Origin of the sequence: Actinosynnema pretiosum (assembly GCF_024171695.1) — a bacterium.
GTDB classification, from domain to species: domain Bacteria; phylum Actinomycetota; class Actinomycetes; order Mycobacteriales; family Pseudonocardiaceae; genus Actinosynnema; species Actinosynnema pretiosum.
In genome coordinates this window covers 157921-176088 of sequence record NZ_JAMTCF010000003.1, presented here as the reverse complement: position 1 = coordinate 176088, position 18168 = coordinate 157921, and the positions used below count along the sequence as shown (strand labels likewise).

At 74.1% G+C, this 18168-nt stretch carries 15 protein-coding genes; 4 read left to right on the top strand and 11 right to left on the bottom strand.

The window, feature by feature from the left end:
- Positions 1–167 precede the first annotated feature (167 nt).
- From LV78_RS07170 to LV78_RS07155, 4 genes are read right to left on the bottom strand one after another with little or no spacing between them, the layout of a single operon-like run.
- Positions 168–1187 (bottom strand): CopD family protein, encoded by a 1020-nt coding sequence (locus tag LV78_RS07170; protein WP_253843940.1) that lies wholly within the window; start codon positions 1185–1187, stop codon positions 168–170.
- A complete protein-coding gene (locus tag LV78_RS07165; protein ID WP_253843939.1) occupies positions 1184–1732 on the bottom strand; it encodes a copper resistance CopC family protein in 549 nt (182 codons plus the stop codon). Before LV78_RS07165 ends, LV78_RS07170 begins: the two co-directional genes overlap by 4 nt.
- Positions 1729–2478 (bottom strand): YcnI family copper-binding membrane protein, encoded by a 750-nt coding sequence (locus LV78_RS07160; RefSeq protein WP_253843938.1) that lies wholly within the window; start codon positions 2476–2478, stop codon positions 1729–1731. Before LV78_RS07160 ends, LV78_RS07165 begins: the two co-directional genes overlap by 4 nt.
- Before the next feature lie 26 nt (positions 2479–2504).
- Complete coding sequence (locus LV78_RS07155; protein ID WP_253843937.1) at positions 2505–3062, bottom strand: hypothetical protein; 558 nt, start codon at positions 3060–3062, stop codon at positions 2505–2507.
- Between the two features lie 93 nt (positions 3063–3155).
- On the opposite strand from LV78_RS07155, the gene LV78_RS07150 reads away from it, so the two are divergent.
- Entirely contained in the window at positions 3156–4922 is a 1767-nt protein-coding gene (locus tag LV78_RS07150) for a BCCT family transporter (RefSeq protein WP_253843936.1), read from the top strand.
- Between the two features lie 52 nt (positions 4923–4974).
- Here LV78_RS07150 and LV78_RS07145 read toward each other — a convergent pair whose 3' ends face one another.
- Positions 4975–5415: a DUF6474 family protein gene (locus LV78_RS07145; RefSeq protein ID WP_253843935.1), complete on the bottom strand. Its 441-nt coding sequence runs from the start codon at positions 5413–5415 to the stop codon at positions 4975–4977.
- A 101-nt stretch (positions 5416–5516) separates the two neighbouring features.
- Here LV78_RS07145 and LV78_RS07140 point away from each other — a divergent pair, with 101 nt between their 5' ends.
- On the top strand, positions 5517–7151 hold the full coding sequence (locus LV78_RS07140; RefSeq protein WP_253843934.1) for a TM0106 family RecB-like putative nuclease: 1635 nt from the start codon (positions 5517–5519) through the stop codon (positions 7149–7151).
- A gap of 39 nt (positions 7152–7190) precedes the next feature.
- On the opposite strand, the gene LV78_RS07135 is transcribed toward LV78_RS07140, so the two are convergent.
- The gene (locus LV78_RS07135) at positions 7191–7943 is read right to left on the bottom strand and encodes an SDR family NAD(P)-dependent oxidoreductase (protein WP_253843933.1); all 753 of its coding nucleotides are present in this window, start codon (positions 7941–7943) and stop codon (positions 7191–7193) included.
- A gap of 338 nt (positions 7944–8281) precedes the next feature.
- On the opposite strand from LV78_RS07135, the gene LV78_RS07130 reads away from it, so the two are divergent.
- Positions 8282–10063: a gamma-glutamyltransferase family protein gene (locus LV78_RS07130; RefSeq protein ID WP_253843932.1), complete on the top strand. Its 1782-nt coding sequence runs from the start codon at positions 8282–8284 to the stop codon at positions 10061–10063.
- A gap of 89 nt (positions 10064–10152) precedes the next feature.
- Here the strand turns inward: LV78_RS07130 and LV78_RS07125 are convergent, their stop codons facing one another.
- A complete protein-coding gene (locus LV78_RS07125) occupies positions 10153–10482 on the bottom strand; it encodes a hypothetical protein (protein WP_253843931.1) in 330 nt (109 codons plus the stop codon).
- A 1364-nt stretch (positions 10483–11846) separates the two neighbouring features.
- Positions 11847–12221 (bottom strand): hypothetical protein, encoded by a 375-nt coding sequence (locus LV78_RS07120; protein WP_096490961.1) that lies wholly within the window; start codon positions 12219–12221, stop codon positions 11847–11849.
- A 374-nt stretch (positions 12222–12595) separates the two neighbouring features.
- Here LV78_RS07120 and LV78_RS07115 point away from each other — a divergent pair, with 374 nt between their 5' ends.
- On the top strand, positions 12596–13894 hold the full coding sequence (locus LV78_RS07115) for an alginate O-acetyltransferase AlgX-related protein (protein WP_253843930.1): 1299 nt from the start codon (positions 12596–12598) through the stop codon (positions 13892–13894).
- A gap of 73 nt (positions 13895–13967) precedes the next feature.
- Here LV78_RS07115 and LV78_RS07110 read toward each other — a convergent pair whose 3' ends face one another.
- Genes LV78_RS07110 through LV78_RS07100 form a run of 3 tightly spaced genes read right to left on the bottom strand, consistent with a single transcriptional unit; the run spans position 13968 to position 18161 of the window.
- The gene (locus LV78_RS07110; protein WP_253843929.1) at positions 13968–15734 is read right to left on the bottom strand and encodes a glycosyltransferase family protein; all 1767 of its coding nucleotides are present in this window, start codon (positions 15732–15734) and stop codon (positions 13968–13970) included.
- A gap of 1 nt (position 15735) precedes the next feature.
- On the bottom strand, positions 15736–16272 hold the full coding sequence (locus LV78_RS07105) for a hypothetical protein (protein ID WP_253843928.1): 537 nt from the start codon (positions 16270–16272) through the stop codon (positions 15736–15738).
- Entirely contained in the window at positions 16269–18161 is a 1893-nt protein-coding gene (locus tag LV78_RS07100; protein ID WP_253843927.1) for a glycosyltransferase family 4 protein, read from the bottom strand. The genes LV78_RS07105 and LV78_RS07100 overlap by 4 nt, the downstream gene beginning before the upstream one ends.
- Positions 18162–18168: the final 7 nt, after the last annotated feature.

The window sequence follows — 18168 nt, the reverse complement described above, 5'->3', positions numbered from 1 at the left end:
CGCTGGTCCTTCCGGGCGCAGTTCATCGCACCGGAAGGACCGTTCGGCGCTGGGCCGAATCGACCACAACCGGTTGACCGGTGCCCGGCAACCGGTGGGCCCGCCCGACGAGCGGTCACCGCCCCGTTCTGGCCCGGTTCGGCCCGGTCGGCGCTCGGCCGGAGCCGCTAGGCGACCGGTGCGCGCGAGAGCACCACCGCGAGCCCGAACGCCGCGCCCATCACGGCCAGCTCGGCCGCCGCCCAGCCGACCAGCGCGGTCGGCCGGTGCCGCGCGACGTGCGGCAGCAGCCACCAGCGGATGCGCGCCCCGAGCGCGGCGAGCGCCAGCGCGCACAGCGCCTTGCCGACCAGCAGCAGCCCGTACGGGGTGGTCACCAGCGAACCCGGCAGCCCGCCGCCCGGCGCGGCGGCCAGCTCCAGCAGCCCGGTGCCGACCCCGGTCGCGGTCACCACCAGCAGCGCGGCGGTGGCCAGCGCCGAGAACCGGGGGAGCGCCTCGGCCAGCAGCCCCCTGCGGTGCGCCACCAGCGCGATCAGCGCGACCAGCCCGCCGGTCCACAGCGCCGCGCCCAGCACGTGCAGCTCCATCGCGACCACGGCCACGTCCCGGAAGTCCCGGTTCGACGCGTGCCCGGTGGCGGGCAGCGGGAGCAGCCCGAACAGGGCGACCAGCACCCGCAGCTCGGCGGGCACCGACTCGCCGCCGCGCACCGCGACCGCGCCGATCCCCAGGCACACCACCGCGCACACCGCGCTGAACAGCAGCCCCTGGCCCGCCGGGACCCGCTGCACGTAGTCGAGCACCCGGTCCGAGGTCAGCGGCACGTCCGGCCTGGTCTCGTGGGCGCGCAGCACGATCGACAGCAGCGCGGCGAGCGCCCACACCGCCGACAGCACCACGGACGCGGGCCTGGCCAGCCGCAGCACCGGCTCGGTCGCCGACGGCCGGGCCGAGCCGAGCAGCCTCGGCAGCAGCGACAGGCCGACCACGGCCGTCGCCGAGAGGTCCAGCAGGACCCTGACCAGCGGTTGGGCCACCAGCGCCGGGAGCCCCGGCCCGCCGGGGGACTCGCCTGCGCCCGCGATCGCGAGCCCGACGACGACCCCGGCGAGCGCGCCCAGCAGCAGCCCGCCCGCCACCCGGATCCGGGGACGGGCGGGGCCGCTGGTCCGGTCGGCGGTCACCGGTCGGCGCCGTCCCCTCCACCGCGCAGGGCGAAGAAGACGCCGCCGCCGAGCAGCACGACCGCGCCGACGATCCACACCCAGATGGGGACGCCGCCGCCCGAGTCCTCGCCGGAGGCGTCCGGGGTCGAGGTCTCCGAGGCGGGCACGGGCGTGCCCTGCGCCGCCGTCGTGGTGGTGAACTTCAGCGAGCCGCTCACCGGGTGCCCGTCGGCGGACAGGATCCGGTAGCCGATGGTGTACTCGCCCGCCGGGCCCAGCTCGCGCACCGGGAAGATCACCGAGTTGTCGCGCACGGTCGGCGCGGCCTGGTCCTCCCAGCGGGTGCCGTCGGCCGAGGTGACGGTGAGCGTGTTGAACCGCTCGCCCGCCTGCACCGGCTGGTCGAAGGTCAACGTGACCTCGCGCGGCCCGGTGGCCAGCTCGGCGCCGTCCTTCGGGTCGCTGGAGATCAGCACGTTGTGCGCCCACGCGGCCGGGGCCGCGCCGAGCGCGACCCCTCCCGCCACGAGCGCGGACAGCAGCAGCGAGACCGCGCGCCTCATGCCGAGGGCTTGCCCGAGCGGCGGGTGCGCAGGACCGCGCCCGCGCCGAGGCCGAGGCCCAGCGCGCCGACCGCGAGGCCCGCGCCGCCCAGCCAGCGGGCGGTGTCGTCGGTGGTCGTGGACGTGGCGGTCCCGGCGTGCGAGTCCTCGGACCCGGCGGGGGCGTTGCCGTGCGAGTCGGCGCCCTCGGCGGGCTTGACCAGCTTCAGCACCGGCGCGGGGTGCTCGGGCTCCTCGTCGGCGGGCGGGGCGCTCCAGTCGACGACCTCGCCGCTGGCGTAGGTCTGCTTCGCGGGCATGACCAGCTGCTCGGTGGTGTCGGGCAGCGGGCCGACCGACACCTCGAACTCGTTGAACTGGCCGGGGGCGATCTGCACGCCCGCGTCGGCGGTCCACACCACGGTGCGGACGGCCTCGGTGACCTCGCGGCCGTGGCTGGTGACCGGCTTGTCGAGCTTGGCCTTGACCGCCTCGACCTGCCAGCCGGGCAGCGGCTTCGTGCTGACCGAGGCCAGCGGGTACTCGGCGGGGAGGGTGACCTCCAGCTTGACCGTGCCGGAGTCGGGGCGCTCGTTCGGCACCCGGAAGGTGACCTTGGCGTAGCCGCCCTGGGTGGCCGGGGCGGTGGTCGACGCGGTGACGTGCGCCGAGGCGGTGCCCGCCGTGCCGAGCGCGAGGAAGCCCGCGGTGGTGAGGAGTGCTCCTGCGCGGACGAGCGAGCGCAGGCCGGTGCGAGTGGTGGACATGGTGTGGGGTGCTCCTGATCGCGGGTTCAGCGTGGTCCTGGGTGCGGGGCGATCGGGAGCGCGGGCGGGCCCCGGCGGGCGTTGACCCGCCTGAGGGCGATCCGGACGGGGGTGGTCTGGGGGCGGTCCTCGGGTGCGGGGAGCGCGGCGGGGCGGGCGGCCGGGCGGGGTTCGCGCAGCACCGGCAGCAGCCGGGCGGCGGCGCCCGCGAGCGCGAGCAGCACCGCGTCCGCCCTGGCCAGCAGCAGGCCGGTGAGCAGCGCGGCGACCACGTGCGCGGCGGCCATCGCGAGCGGGTCGAGGCCGAGGCCCGGACCGTGGTGCCGGTGCGAGGCGAGCGCGAGCACCGCGTGCTGCCCGACCTGGGCCAGCACCAGCGCGCCCACCACCGACCAGGGGCCCCGGCGGCGCTCGGCCAGCGCGGTCCCGGCACTCGCGGTGAGCAGCAGCAGGGGCAGCGCGGGGGCCAGCTCGACGGCCTCGCCGCCCGCCGCGCCGTGCGCTGCCAGGCCCAACGAGGTCGAGGTCACAGCGACCAGCGCCCCGCGCGCCGCGCGGGACGTCACACCTGGTCGAGTGGCCACGTCACCCAGCGTAGGAGACGGGTGGGCGCGCGCGAGAGGCCCGTCCGGACCTCCGAAGGTTTGGTCCGAACGGGTGAGGGGTACGGCATACCGGTGACGACCGCAGAACCGCAGATCAAACAACCTCTGCCGGGGGAGCCGAAGGTCGACCGCCCCGGCCGCACCGACTACGTCGTGTTCGGCGTGGCCGCCGCTATCACCACCGCTTTCCTCGGCTGGGGCGTGTTCGCCACCGATTCGCTCGCCTCTGCTTCCAAGACTGCCCTCGGGTGGGTCATGGGAAACCTGGGGTGGGCGTTCGTGTTGCTCGCGTCCGGTTTCGTCCTGTTCGCCCTCTGGCTCGCCGTCAGCCGCTACGGCCGCATCCCGCTCGGCCGCGACGACGAGCGGCCCGAGTTCAAGACCGTGTCCTGGATCGCGATGATGTTCAGCGCGGGCATGGGCATCGGCCTCATGTTCTACGGCGTCAACGAGCCGCTGACGCACTTCGTCAACCCGCCGCCCGGCACCGTGGAGGCCTCGTCCGACGAGGCGCTGCGCACCGCGATGGCCACCACCCTGTTCCACTGGACCCTCCACCCGTGGGCGATCTACGCCGTGGTGGGCCTGGCCATCGCCTACAGCAGCTTCCGCAGGGGCCGCAGCCAGCTGATCAGCTCCGCGTTCGCGCCGCTGCTCGGCGAGCGCACCGCGAACGGCGGCGTCGGCAAGGCGATCGACGTGCTGGCGATCTTCGCCACGCTGTTCGGCTCGGCCGCCTCGCTCGGCCTGGGCGCGCTGCAGATCGGCAGCGGCCTGGAGATCGTCGGGTGGGCCGGTGAGGTCGGCAACGCCGTGCTGGTCGGCGTCATCGCCGTGCTGACCGTGGCGTTCATCGCCTCCGCCGTCTCCGGCGTGGCCAAGGGCATCCAGTGGCTGTCCAACGTCAACATGGTGCTGGCCGTGGTGCTGGCGCTGTTCCTGTTCGTGGTCGGCCCGACCGTGTTCATCCTCAACATGGTGCCCACCGCGATCGGCGAGTACTTCCGCGAGCTGGCCGAGATGACGGGTCGCACCGCCGCCACCGGCGGCGACCCCATGGAGACCTGGCTGTCCGGCTGGACCGTCTTCTACTGGGCCTGGTGGATCGCCTGGGCGCCGTTCGTCGGCATGTTCATCGCCAGGATCAGCCGGGGCCGCACCATCCGCCAGTTCGTCGCGGGCGTCATCGGCGTGCCGAGCCTGGTCAGCCTGATGTGGTTCGCCGTCTTCGGCGGCACCGCCATCGCGACCCAGCGGGGCGGCGCGGACATCGCGGGCCAGTCCACCGCCGAGGGCCAGCTGTTCGCCGTGCTCCGCGAGTACCCGGTCGCGTCGGTCTCGATCGTGCTGGTCATGGTGCTGGTGGCGATCTTCTTCGTGTCAGGCGCGGACGCCGCGTCGGTGGTCATGGGCACGCTGTCCCAGCGCGGCTCCATCGCCCCGACCAGGGGCGTGGTGATCTTCTGGGGCGTGGTGACCGGCGCCGTCGGCGCGGTGATGCTGCTGGTCGGCGGGTCGAGCGGGCTCACCGGCCTGCAGAACCTCACGATCATCGCGGCGCTGCCGTTCGCCGTGGTCATGGTCGGCCTGTGCCTGTCGCTCGCCCGCGACCTGCGCAGCGACCCGATGATCCGGCGCGAGGAGCGGGTCGCCGAGGTGCTGGAGGAGGTCTCGACCAAGATCGGTCCGGAGGAGGCCGCGCTGCGCGCGGTCGAGAGCCTGACCAAGGGCGAGGGCCTGAGCGACGCGGAGAAGCGCGTCCGGTCCGAGGCCGCCGGGAGGAGCGCCGAGACCGACGAGCGCGCCACCGCCGACGGCGCGAGCCTGACCAAGAAGTAGCCGGGGTGGGCGTCGGCCCGGTGGGAGCGGTCCTGGGGGCCGCTCCGCGCGCCTAGTCGACGCCCAACCTCTTCAGCAGCTCGCCCTCCACCGCGTCCAGGTCGGCCGCGACGGCGCGGTGAGCCGCCTTCCTGCGCGGTGCGGGCATCCCCTCGGAGGCCCGCACCGCGGCCTGCAGCTGGGCCAGCCGCTGCCCGCACCGCTGCGCGTAGCCCGCGTCCGACTCCACAAGGCCGGACAGCGCCTCGCCCGCGTTCGAGATCCGCGCGTGCAGCCGGGCGCCCCGGCCCGAGTACTCGGCCAGCCGGTCCACGTCCACGCCCAGCCTGGCCGCGCGGTACCGGTCGTACCGGTCGCCCGCCGCCGACGCCGCGCGCGCGGCCAGCGGCGCGAGCACCGGGAGCAGGGCGGGCACCACGATCTTGGCCACCCCGACGAGGTTCTTCGCACCGCTCGGGGTGATGCCCCGCTTCCGCGCCGGATTCCGCGCCATCGCCGCACCTCCTGACCGCACAGTAGCCACCCGCGTGGAAAAGATCGCGCCGAGCGCGGGTTGCGGGTACGAGCCCGGACCTCCCGGCTTACCCTTCTCCGGTGACTTCCCAGGTGCAGCTCGACGCCGGTGTGGTCACTCGTTGCCGGCGGCGGGTGCACCTCGAACACGACCCGGACGTGCGGGAGGCCGCCAAGGCCCCGCCGGACGCTGCCGGGCAGCAGCGCCGGGCCGACGCGGTGGACCACCGGGCCGCCGTCGCCAGGGCGCTCGGCCGCGAGGTCGGGTCGGCCCTCGTCGAAGTTCCCCCGGACGTGCCGGTCGCCGACCGCGAGCGGGTCACCGCCGAGGCGATGCGGGCGGGCGCCGAGTACATCTGGGGCGCGGTGCTGCCGCGCGACCCGCGCGGTGGCCGCAAGGGCGGCGTCGAGCTGCTGGTCCGCGACCGCACCGGGTACGTGCCGGTGATCGTCGTGCGGCACAAGACCACCGACCCCGGCCACGGCGCCCGCACCTCCCCGCTGTCCTACCCGCAGCCCGCGGGCGCGCGCACCGACCCGGTGCGCAAGGTCCGCCCCCAGCCGCGCGACCAGCTGCGCCTCGCGCACGTCCAGCGGCTCCTGCAGGCCGCCGATCGCGCCGCGCCCGGCCGGGCCACCGGCGGCGCCATCGGCATGGACGCCGACGTCGTGGTGTGGCACGACCTGGAGGCCGCGACCTGGCCCGGCGGGCGCACCGCGCTGTCCGAGTACGACGCCCGCTTCGCCGACCGCCTCGCCATCGCCGACGCGGCCATCGCCGGGACCTCCCCGCTGGCCAGGCCGTCGCGGGTGGTCGAGTGCAAGACCTGCCCGTGGTGGCCGGTGTGCTCGGACGCGCTGGTGCGGGCCCGCGACGTGTCGCTGGTGGTGCGCGGCGAGGACGCGATGGCCCTGCGCAGGGCGGGCGTGCCGACCGTGGACGACCTGGCCGCGCTCGACCCGGCCGAGCCCGCCGTGCCGCTGGTCGGGATGCCGCACGAGGACGCGGTGGTGCTGGCGCGGGCGTGGCTGCGCGGGCTGGCCGTGGCGCGGCGGGTGCCCAGGATCGAGGTGGCCAGGGCCGACGTCGAGGTCGACGTCGACATGGAGAGCTTCGGCGACCTGGGCGCCTACATGTGGGGCTGCCTGCTCAGCGGCGCCGACGTCGGCCAGGAGCCCGGCTACCGGGCGTTCGCGACCTGGGACAAGCTGCCGTGCGCCGACGAGGCCCGCTCGTTCGCCGAGTTCTGGGCGTGGCTGACCGGGGTGCGCCGCGCGGCGGCCGAGCGGGGGCTGGGCTTCAAGGCCTACTGCTACAACGAGCTGGCGGAGAACCGGTGGCTGCTGTCGTCGGCCCAGCGGTTCAAGGGGCAGCCGGGCGTGCCGCCGGTGGCCGAGGTGAAGGAGTTCATCACCTCGCCGGACTGGGTCGACCTGTTCGGCGTGGTCAGGGACCAGTTCCTGTCCACCAACGGCAAGGGGCTCAAGACGATCGCCCCGCTGGCCGGGTTCCACTGGCGCGACCCCGAGGCAGGCGGCGAGAACTCCATGCGCTGGTACCGGGACGCGGTCGGCATGGACGGCCAGGAGCCCGACCCGGCGCAGCGGCGCAGGCTGCTGGAGTACAACGAGGACGACGTCCGGGCCACCCACGCCCTGCGGGGCTGGATGACCTCGGACGCCGTGGCCGGGCTGCCGTACGCCGGAGACCTGTAGGCCCCCGGCCCGGCCGCCGGTGCGTGACCTCCCGCGCGACTACCTGGGCGCCATGCGCAGCGCGCCGTCCATCCGGACGACCTCGCCGTTCAGGTAGTCGTGCTCGATGATCGACAGCGCCAGCTTCGCGTACTCGTCGGGCAGCGCCAGCCGCTTGGGGAACGGCACCCCGGCGGCCAGGCCCGCGCGGAACTCCTCGGACACGGTCGCCAGCATCGGGGTGTCCACGATGCCGGGCGCGATGGTCATCACCCGGACGCCGACCGAGGAAAGGTCGCGCGCGGCGGGCAGCGTCATGCCGACCACCGCCGCCTTCGACGACGCGTAGGCGACCTGGCCGATCTGGCCCTCGTAGGCGGCGACGGAGGCGGTGTTGACCACGACGCCGCGCGCGCCGTCCGGCCCCGGCTCGGTCGCCCCCATCGCGGCGGCGGCCAGGCGCAGGACGTTGAACGTCCCGACCACGTTCACGTCGAGGACCTTGCGGTACAGGTCGAGCGGGTGCGGGCCGGACTTGCCGACCGTCCTGGTCGACGGGCCGATGCCCGCGCAGTTCACCGCGATCCGCAGCGGAGCGCCGGAGTTCGCGGCGGTGTCGACGGCCGCCTGGACGTCCTCCTCCGAGGTGACGTCCGCCGCCAGGTAGGTGACGCCCTCCACGGCGGGGGCGCCGTCCACCGAGATGTCCAGCGCGAACACGCGCGCCCCCCGCGCGGCGAGCGCGCGCGCGGTGGCGGCGCCCAGCCCCGACGCTCCGCCGGTGACGATCGCCGCGGTGCCCGAGATCTCCATCAGCAACCTCCATGACCCAGTCGTGGGTCTGGAGGTTAACGGTCGTTCAGCCCGTGGTGCTCGGAGACGTGCAGCAGCGCGACCAGCGGGACCGCGGCCACCAGGGCCAGCCCCGCGAACACGAGTGCGAACATGAGTACCTGCATGGAAGAACGATGCACCCGACCGCACCTCCGGCGCGTCCCCCGGAGAGGTGTTCTCCGTCCACCCTCAGGACTACTTCGATCACGCTCCGCGTCCGACTTCAGTCGGACGGTCCCCGGCTGAAACCTCGGGGTCGCGATCCGTTCCTTTAGCGAAGGCAACGAAGCAGCCCCCGTCCACGTAGGTTTGTCCGCGTGTTCACCACGCGCCCTGAACTAGCGGGAACCCACGGCATGGTCGCGTCCACCCACTGGCTGGCCTCCTCGGCGGGCATGGCGGTGCTGGAGGACGGCGGCAACGCCTTCGACGCCGCCGTCGCGGCGGGCTTCGTCCTCCAGGTCGTCGAGCCGCACCTCAACGGACCGGGCGGCGAGGTCCCGGCCCTCTTCTCGGTCAGGGGCGGCGCGCCGCGCGTGCTCTGCGGCCAGGGCACCGCCCCCGCCGCCGCCACCGCGGCGCACTACCGCGACCTCGGCCTCGACCTGGTCCCCGGCAGCGGCCTGCTCGCCGCCACCGTCCCCGGCGCGTGGGACGGCTGGCTCACCCTCCTGCGCGACCACGGCACCAAGTCGCTGCGCGAGGTGCTCGGCCACGCCATCGGCTACGCCCGCGACGGCTTCCCGCTGCTCGCGCGCGTGCCCGTCACCATCGCCGCCGTCGCCGACCTGTTCCGCGACCACTGGACCACCTCCGCCGACCTGTGGCTGCCCGGCGAGAAGCCGCCCGTCGCGGGCGAGCGGTTCCGCAACCCCAAGCTCGCCGACACCTGGGAGTGGCTGCTGGCCGCCGGTGAGGCCGCGGGCGCCGACCGGGAGGCCCAGATCGAGGCCGCCCGCCGCGCCTGGTCCCAGGGCTTCGTGGCCGCCCAGGTCGAGGAGTTCTGCCGCACCGCCCACCGCGACGACTCCGGCCGCGACCACGCGGGCGTGCTCACCGGACAGGACATGGCGGACTGGGAGGCCAGCTACGAGGAGCCGGTCACCGCCGACTTCGGCGACTGGACCGTCGCGAAGATCGGCGCCTGGTCGCAGGGTCCGGCGCTGCTCCAGCAGCTGCGGCTGCTGGAGGGCTTCGAGGACCGGCTGGAGTACGTCGACGGGGCGCCGACGGCCGAGACCGTCCACCTGGCGGTGGAGTGCGCGAAGCTGGCGTTCGCGGACCGCGAGGCCTGGTACGGCGACAGCGGCGACGTGCCGCTGGACGCGCTGCTGTCGCGGGAGTACGCCGCCGAGCGGCGCGCGCTGGTCGGCGAGCGGGCGTCGCTGGAGCTGCGGCCCGGCACGCCCGGCGGGGTCGAGGCGGTGCTGGCGCAGCACATCCGGCGCGGGCCCTCCCTCGCCGAGGAGCTCGGCGGCGCGGTCGGCGAGCCCACGGTGTCCAGGACCGGCGCGGTGCGCGGCGACACCGTGCACGTGGACGTGGTCGACCGCTGGGGCAACATCGTCTCGGCCACGCCGTCCGGCGGCTGGCTCCAGTCCTCGCCCACGATCCCGTCGCTCGGGTTCTGCCTCGGCAGCCGGGCGCAGATGTTCTGGCTGGACGAGGGGCTGCCGAACTCGCTGGCGCCCGGCAAGCGGCCGAGGATCACGCTGTCCCCGTCGCTGGCGCTGCGCGGCGGCGAGGCGGTGCTGGCGTTCGGCACGCCCGGCGGCGACCAGCAGGACCAGTGGCAGCTCGGGTTCTGGCTGGCGCACGCGGTCGGCGGGATGAACCTGCAGGAGGCCATCGACTCGCCGATGTGGCACTCGAACGCGTTCCCCAGCTCCTTCTACCCGAGGGCGTGGACGCCGGGCGAGCTGGTCGTGGAGTCGCGGGCGCACGGGCTGGACGAGCTGCGCGAGCGCGGCCACTCGGTGGTGGACGCCGGTCCGTGGGCGCTGGGCCGGATGTCGGCGGTGTCGCGGGACCCGAGGAGCGGGCTGCTCAGGGCCGGGGCGAACGCGCGCGGCGCGCAGGGGTACGCGGTCGGGCGGTAGCCGGGCGGACCCGCGCGGACCCGCCAGGAGGAACGGCCCCGGCCCGAGGGGGAGGGGGTCGGGGCCGTTCCGGCTTCAGGGGGCGCTGGTCACTCGTTGCCCTCGATCAGGAGGTGGACCAGCGCGTCGGCGGGCAGGTCGCCGTTGTTGACCAGCGCCTGGAGGTCGTGGGCGAACACGTCGGCGTCGACGTTGTCGTCGTCCAGCACGGTCAGGTCGAGGTCGCTGATCTCGTTGACGTCGAGGTCCACGAGCTCGCCGATCTTCACCGCGTCCGGCGCGTGGGCGTCGATGTCGGGGTTGGCGGTGGTGGTGATGTCGATGGTGTCGGCGGCCATCGCGGTACCACCGAGGCCGAGCATGGCGGCTGCGCTGCCGAGGCCCAGCAGGGCGCCCGTGACGGTCTTCCTCAGGTTCATGGGCCGGAAAGTTCCGCACCCGGAGACCCCCGATCAAGCTCCCTAATCCTCCGGGGTGGATTAGTTCACCCGGCACGGTGGACACCGCTGTTCGGACGAGCGCTCCGGCCCGATGCGCCACAGGGGTGGCGGTGGCCCGCCGCGCGGGATGGCGGGGTCTGCCGCAGGAGGCGGGGCGGGGAGCCGGGGCGTGATCGCCACGCGGGGGTAGCCCGCGTGAGGGGGTGCGCCGCCGGGCGGATCAGCGGCGGTGAGGGCTCCGGGCTCTCGGGGCGGAGGCGCGGAGGGACGGGGCGGGCCTGCGGTGGGCCTGCCGGGTGGCGGAACCGGCGTGGAGCGGCGTCCCCGTGGCGCGCGGGGAGTGGCGGGTGCGCGCGGACGGGCCGCCTTCCGCTCGGCGTCACGGTGGTCGGGGCGGGGAGGGAATGTCATGACCGCCTTCCGCCCGGCACCACGGTGGCCGGGCTGGGCCGGGCCGGGCCGGGTCGGGTCGGGTCGGGACTGGGCGGGGCGGGGTGCGCGGGCGCGGGTCGCCACTACCGGCCTTTCGCCCGGCGACGATGAGCGAGGTGGTGCGCGGGTGACGGGAGCGGTGTCCTCGCGGCCGACGCCCGAGCGGTGGACGAGCGGGGGTGGAACCGGCTCGTGGGGCGGTCGCGTGGCGAGCGCGGGTCCGCGCGTCGGAGGCGGGCGCGGCGGCGCCTCGGCGTCGGGTGCGCCTGCGCGGTCGCGCAGGGGGAGCGGAACCGGTGACCAGGACCGCCCGATCGGGCGCGGCCAGGGGTGTGGCGGCCCCTGAGGTGGCCGGGGCACCGGTGCCCACGCGGCTGTCACGGCGGGTCCCGAGCGGGGCCGGGGGAGTGCTCCGGGTGGCGGCCGAGCGGGTCGGCGGGGCCTCGGGAGCGTTGTTCCGGCGCAACGGGCTGGGGCGCTGCCCCGAGGGCTCCGGGAGCCGCCGGGGCCTGCGGGCGGTGACCGGCGGTGATCAGCGGCGACGCTGCGGCGCGGGGTGGGTGCGGCACCCAGCGTGACGAGGCTGCCTGAGCGGGAATGCGCTGGTCGTGGGCCGTGCCAGGTGGACTGGCGGGCTCATCGGCGTTCCAGGGGGTGACGGGCCCGGCTCCGGGGCGCGGAGCCCCTCCGCAGTTCTGCGGAGGGGCTCCGCTGGTCATGCGGGTGGCCGCGGCTTCCGCGTCGCTTCCGCGCAACGAGTCGCGGCGGGGTAATCACCATTTGCGGATCGTCGGCCGGTTGTTGTTCTTCCGGCTGGACCGACTTCGCTTCCGGTCTATACGGGGTGAATATTCACCCGGTATTCGGTGACGATCTGTAATTGAGGTGTTCCGGTCGTTTTGGTCGCGCGATTACGCGATGGCGCCGGGGGGCAGCTTCAGGGTGAACGGCAGCGTCGTGACGACCGCGAGGTCGGACGCCGTCCGCTTCATGAGGGTGGGCGCGTTGCGCGTTCCCGGCTCGGGCAGGTCGAGCAGCCGGTCGACCGCCTCGACGAGCGGACCTTCATAGATCCAGACCGCCTGAGCTGCGCGTGAGCTCTCCCGGACGGCGGGCAGCCGACCGGCGCGCGCCTCGGTCTCCGACCAGAAGAGGATCGAGTCGATGAAGCCTCTGCGCTGCTTGAACGCCATGATGCGGTCGAGTTGTCCGTCCTCGTCCCGGAGGTGGAGGAACTGGAACCCGCTTTCGCGCAGCTCGACGACCTTGCTCAGTGCGAGATCCATGACGCACCTACCTCTGGTTCTGAGGTTCCCCAGCATGAACAGGGCCGGCGACCCGGAAATGATCGTACGCCAAGCCGACAATCCCCCGTAAGGACTAGGTCGGAGAAGTCGCGGGATTGAGATGACAACGGGTGACGCTTTTTGGAGTGCCCGCAGCGCATCGGCGGTTCGAGTCCACAATTCCGCCGCCGGAGCGGTGACGAGGCTCACGTGACGCCACATCGGCCTCCCGTGCCGTCACCTGGTCCGGTGAACCCCTGCCCGGACGTGCGACTTGTGCCGGAGGTAGCCGCCGCCCGCCCCGACCAAACCCCCCGGCCCCCGGAAGTGCCAAGAGCGCGCTGCGGGACCACCCCTACCGTTACCCTGGAAGGGTGACCTCTGACCAGCGCGCAGGGCTGCCGCCGCTGCCGGAGTCGATGCTCCCGAGGGACCACGCCCTCTACCGCCCCCGGCACTCGGGCAGGCAGCGCACCGCGCTCTCCTGCCTGGGCATCTTCTTCTTCGTGCCGGTGCTGCTGGCCGTCGTGGGCGTGCGCCCGCCCGAGTTCGAGAACCGCCCGCTGACCCCCTTCCCGTCACCGTCGGACGGCTTCGGCTTCTTCACCGGCATGGGCAAGTGGGCGACCGACCACCTGCCGCTGCGCGACCACGCCGTCACGCTGGCCGACTCCATCAGCCGAGGGGTGTTCCAGGAGCCCTACCCGTTCGGCCAGCGGCACGAGGGCGGCCCGATCGAGGGCGGCGCCACCAAGCCGGAGGACGAGTCGCTCGACGGCGTCGAGATCCCCAGGACCAGTGGCTTCCCGCTCGTGGTCGAGGGCAGGGACGACTGGCTGTACCTGGGGTACGACATCCAGGCCGCCTGCGCCACGGACAAGACCACCGAGCACGTCATGGGCCAGCTGAACAAGCTCCGCCAAGGCGTCGAGTCCACCGGGCGGAAGTTCGTCCTGACGGTGGCGCCGAACAAGACCACGGCGGTCCCCGAGCAGCTGCCCGACAGCTTCCTCGGGTCCAAGTGCTACGCGAACATGGTCGAGCAGTTCTGGGCCGCGCTCCCCACCACGGGGGCCATCGACCTGCGACCGGGGTTGGAGGCCGCGGCGGCGAAGGCCGGTGGACCGGTCTACTTCAAGAACGACACCCACTGGACCCACGACGGCGGGCTGGTCATGGTCCGCGCCCTGGCCGACGCGATCCAGCCCGGTGCGACCGCCAGCTGGAAGTTCAGCGCGGAGAAGGACGGGGAGCTGGTCGGGGACCTGCCCAAGCTCGTCGGGCGCACCCAGCACAGCAAGGTCAAGGCGTACAAGCTCGCGCCTGACGGGGAGAACGTGCGCAGCAAAGCGGTCACCGACGACTTCAAGCAGCCCAGGCACTACACCCAGGCGCCGACGAAGGGCACCGTGAAGGCGAAGGTCGGGCTGATCGGGGACTCGTTCAGCTTCACGATGGCCAGCTACTTCGTCGGCGGGTTCGCGGACATCACGATGATCCACAGCGAGTTGTTCAACGACGACGTGGCCGAGCTGGGGCGCAGGCTCGCCGACCAGGACGTGGTGGTCCTGGAGGCGGTGGAGCGGGGGCTCGTCTCGGGGACCAACCCGATCCTGAACGACGACGCCATCGACGAACTGGTCGCGGAGCTGGCCAAGAAACCGCGACGGTGAGCTCCTCCGGGCGCGCCCAGCGCGCCCGGAGCGAGGCTCCCGCGCTCTCGATCCGGTGGGGTTCGGCGCTCGATCAGGCGTCCAGCGCCCGCTGCCACGCCCGCCGGGGGTCCAGGTCCAGCGGCCTGGTCTCCGGATCGGGGTGCTCACGGCGCAGCAGCACCTGCTGGACCAGTGCCGTCGTGGCGTTCCGGTACAGCGCGCGCCGCCAGAACACGTGGTCCTCCAAGCCCGCCAGCCACGGGTCGGCGGACCAGCCACCCAGCTCGTCCAGCAGCGAGCGGCGCACCAGGTAGCCGGACCCCAGGTAGGGCAGGTGGCCCAACCTTCGCTCCTCCGGGGGAAGCGCCCCCACCAGGCCCTCCACCGGGTCGCCGACCGGGCAGTGCACCACGTCCGCCTTCACCGCCAGCATCCGCTCCAGCAGGTGCGGCGAGGCGCGGAAGCCCGCGTCCAGCACCAGCACCCGCTCCGCCGACGAGCGCTCCAGCAGACCATTGCGCGCCACTCCCCGGCCCAGCACCGCCTCGTGCTCCAGCACCGCGGTGGCCTGCGTCGACGTCGACGGCACGGCGCCGTCCACGCACAGCAGCACCCGCTCCGGTCGCACCGGGCCCGCCAGCAGGTCGAGCACCAGCCGGTCGACGTCGGGCTCGCCCGGCTGCTGCACCAGCAGCACGTCCACGCCCGAACCCGGCTCCGCCCGCCTGCGCCCGTGCCAGTGCCTGCCCGAGCCGCGCTGGGCGAACGCCGTGCGCTCCGCGGCCAGCGACGCCGCCAGCACCGTCGTGCGGTCCGGCTCACCGCCCAGTGAGCGTGCGCCCGCGAAGCGCGCGTCCCACGACGGGGTGTCCACCGCCAGCGGCTTCTCCGCCGACGCCGACTGCGGCGCGGGCAGCGCGGGCAGGGGGGCCACCACGCCTCCCGCCGCCAGCACGTCGGAGGCGAGGTCGACCAGCGTCTTGGCCGAGCCGAGCAGGTCGAGCCCCGTGGTGACGAACTCGTAGCCCGCCATCCGCAGCTCCAGCTCCCGCTCGGGGGAGCTCACCAGCGCGGCGGCCATCGACCCCAGCGACTTGGACCTGCCCACCAGCAGGTGCCTGCCCGGCACCAGCGGTTCGACGTCGGTCGACGGCTCGGTCACCACGACGCAGCCGTTGATCAGCGCTTCCAGCACCCGCACCCACTCCAGCGCCCTCGACCGGCTCCGGTGCAGGTTCAGCAGCACCCTGGAGTCGGCCAGGTGCCGGTGCTTCAGGTCACCGGGCAGGAAGTCGACCCGCTCCGGGCCCATCGGCTCGTGCGGCGGGGTCAACAACCGCACGCGCAGGTCGTCCAGGTCCTCCGAGTAGGAGTCCAGCAGCACCGACCGGCGCTGCTCCGCCGTGCCCAGGTAGGTCACGTCCACCCGGCGGCGGTGCTCGGGATCGCCTCCCCACCGGTCCCACAGCGGGGTGTAGCCCAGCTGGAAGTGCTCGACCGAAGCCCCGCGCCTGCGCAGCTCGTCGGTCGAGTCCAGGTTGATGTCCACCGCGGCCGCCAGCGACGGCACGAGCGCGGCCGTGCGGTCGAACGTCATGGTGCCGGGGTGCTCGACGCAGAACGCGATCGTCCGCGCGCGCTGCTCCTCGGTGGGCCGGTCGGCGACCGGTGCGACGTAGAAGTACTCGTGCGGCACCACGACGTAGACCGTGTCCGGTCCAGCCTCGGGGAACCTGCCGACGGCCGTCCTCGCCTGTCCGCCGACCCGCCGGACGGCGTCGGCGACGACCTCGAAGATCTCCTCCATGAACACCGAGCCGCCCTCGGCGGACACGAGGCAGAGGTCAGGTGCGCTCACGTCAGCGGGTCTTCTTCCGCACGGCGCGCAGGGGAGCGGTCACCCGCCAGCTCACCGTGGAGCGGGTCGCCGCCAGCTCGCGCGCCAGGTGCGCCGCGCGGGCCTCCGCGACCGCGATCCGGTCGGCCGAACCAGCAGGCGCCACGGGGACGGCCTGCGCCGGACCGCGCTCGTCGCCCTCCAGCGCCAGCTCGGCGTCCAGCAGCCGCAACCGCAGCCGGTCCCGCTCGGCCCTGGTGTCCGCCAGCGCCTGGCGCAGCGAGTCGCGCTCGCGCTCCACGTCCGCCACGTCCCTGCGCAGCGCGTCGACCAGCTCTTCCTGCTCCTGGGACTCCCGAGCCCGCTGCGGCTGGTTGGCCACCTCGTTCGCGAGCCGGTCCCGGTCGGCGATCAGCGCCCGCACCTCGCCGTCGGTCTCCCGCAGGTTCGCCAGCAGCTTCTCCCGCTCGGCCACGAAGACCACCCGCTCGGCGCGGAGCCTGGTCAGCTCAGCCCGCAGCGGCCCCGGCAGGTCGCTGAGGTCCTCGTCGGTGGTCATGCGTCGTCCCCTCGGTGTGCGAGTTCGGTGAGCATCGCGGAGTACTCGTCGGCGTAGCCGATCGGGTCGAGCCAGCCGTGCAGGCCCTCGAACGCCCGAGCGGCCATCTCGGCGCGCTCCTCCGAGGGGGTCTCCAGCGCGCGGAGCAGTGCCACGGTAAGCGCGTCCACGTCGTTCGGCTCGAACAACCACCCGGTCGAGGGGTCGGAGATCATCTCTCGAGCCCCGAACACGTCGCTGGCCAGCACGGGGAGCCCGCAGCACACCGCTTCCAGGATGGAGCGGGGCAGCGACTCGACGTCCGAGCTGTTGACGAACAGGTCCGCCGCGTGGAACCACGGCGTCGGGTCCCGCTGGATCGGCACCAGCCGCACGTTGTCCGACAGGCCGCTGCGCTCCACCAGCTCGTCCAGCGCCAGGCCGAACGGCGTGGGGTGCTGGCCGATCACCGCGAGCACCAGCTCCGGGAACCTCGGCAGGACCCGCTCCACAGCGGCGATCAGCCCGGCCTGGCCCTTGCGCGGCTCGACCACGCCGACGTTGAGCAGCAGCACGGCGTCGTCGGGCACGCCCAACCGCTCGCGGGCCTCGCGGCGCCTGCGCTCGCTCACCTTGCCGCCGAACCTGATCATCGGCGTGCCGTAGCGGATCGTGCGGCAGCGGTCCGGCCGCGAGTAGGGGGCGAACATCGACTTCGTCGCGTCGGCCACGAACAGCAGCCGGTCCACCGCGCCGAGGCTGTGCTCCCAGCGCCGCTTCACCGAGGGGGACAGACCAGCGGGCCCCCAGTTGAGGAAGGAGAAGTCGGCCAGGTCGAAGCTCTCGTGCACCACCCACGCCGTGGGCAGGCCCGCTCGGGTCGTCGCGTCGGCGGGACCGAACGCGCCCAGCGTGTTCACCAGCGCCACGCCTGCGCCCGACGCGCGGGCCAGCAGCGCCAGCTCGGCGACGTGGCCCTCGTAGGAGGCGATGTCCCCGGTCCGGTAGTACGAGGTCAGGTGCACCGGGATGCCGAGGTCGGCGCAGTCCTCGCGGAGCGGCCCGTCGACCTGGGTGACCACGGTCGCCGACCAGTCGTGCTTCTTCACCAGCCCGGTCAGCAGCTCCTGGAGCCACAACTGCCCGCCGCCGATCCCCAGGCTGTGCGTCAGCACCAGCACGTGCTTCGGATCGGTTCTCGGGGTGACCGCCTCCAGCAGCCGCGCGGTCTGCGCGGGCAGCGCGACGGCCAGCTCCTCGTCCGCCTCCTCGCCCTCGGGGTTGCTCACCACCGCGTAGCGGACCGGCGTCGTCCACTCGCCCGCGCCGTGCGCGCTGACCCGGACCCGCACCGAGACGCGGCGCTTCCCACCCGGCTCCACCGCGATCGGGATCCGCGCCTCGAAGCCGCTCACACCCGCGTCGGTGAAGTCGGGCAGCGCCGCGGCCACGTCCGGCCTCGGCAGCCGGGTCCGCGCGGGCACCGTCCCGCCGCCCTCCACGGACACCTCGACGCGGGCGGGCGCGCGACCGCCCAGCAGCGCCCAACCGGACACCAGCACGAGGTCGCCGACGAGCTTCATCTCCGGGGACGGGTGGTCGACCTCGCCGAGGAACAGCGGAGCGTCCTCGGTCCCCGCGACCACCACGACGCCCTCGGTCAGCAGCACGCCACCCGAGCCGCGCACCCGCACCGGGTGCACACCGCACGGCACCGCGTTCACGGGTTGCGCGACCCAGCCGAAACCTCCCCTGGGCACGCCTTGGGCCGCGTCCAGCACCCGGACCTCGGCACGCTGGTTCGCGATCGTCACGACCACTTCCGCCGGAGCCCCGGCGTCGACGGCCCAGCCGCGCAGCTCGAACCGGTGCCCGACGGGTTCGGTCGGCAACTCGATGAAAGCGGTCACCGCAGGC

What these genes read in the sequence shown, in the direction of transcription:
- LV78_RS07145 (WP_253843935.1), bottom strand. Translation starts at nt 5,415, where the DNA reads ATGGCGCGGAATCCGGCGCGGAAGCGGGGCATCACCCCGAGCGGTGCG.
- LV78_RS07165 (WP_253843939.1), bottom strand. Translation starts at nt 1,732, where the DNA reads ATGAGGCGCGCGGTCTCGCTGCTGCTGTCCGCGCTCGTGGCGGGAGGG.
- LV78_RS07105 (WP_253843928.1), bottom strand. Translation starts at nt 16,272, where the DNA reads ATGACCACCGACGAGGACCTCAGCGACCTGCCGGGGCCGCTGCGGGCT.
- LV78_RS07160 (WP_253843938.1), bottom strand. Translation starts at nt 2,478, where the DNA reads ATGTCCACCACTCGCACCGGCCTGCGCTCGCTCGTCCGCGCAGGAGCA.
- LV78_RS07135 (WP_253843933.1), bottom strand. Translation starts at nt 7,943, where the DNA reads ATGGAGATCTCGGGCACCGCGGCGATCGTCACCGGCGGAGCGTCGGGG.
- LV78_RS07120 (WP_096490961.1), bottom strand. Translation starts at nt 12,221, where the DNA reads ATGGATCTCGCACTGAGCAAGGTCGTCGAGCTGCGCGAAAGCGGGTTC.
- LV78_RS07125 (WP_253843931.1), bottom strand. Translation starts at nt 10,482, where the DNA reads ATGAACCTGAGGAAGACCGTCACGGGCGCCCTGCTGGGCCTCGGCAGC.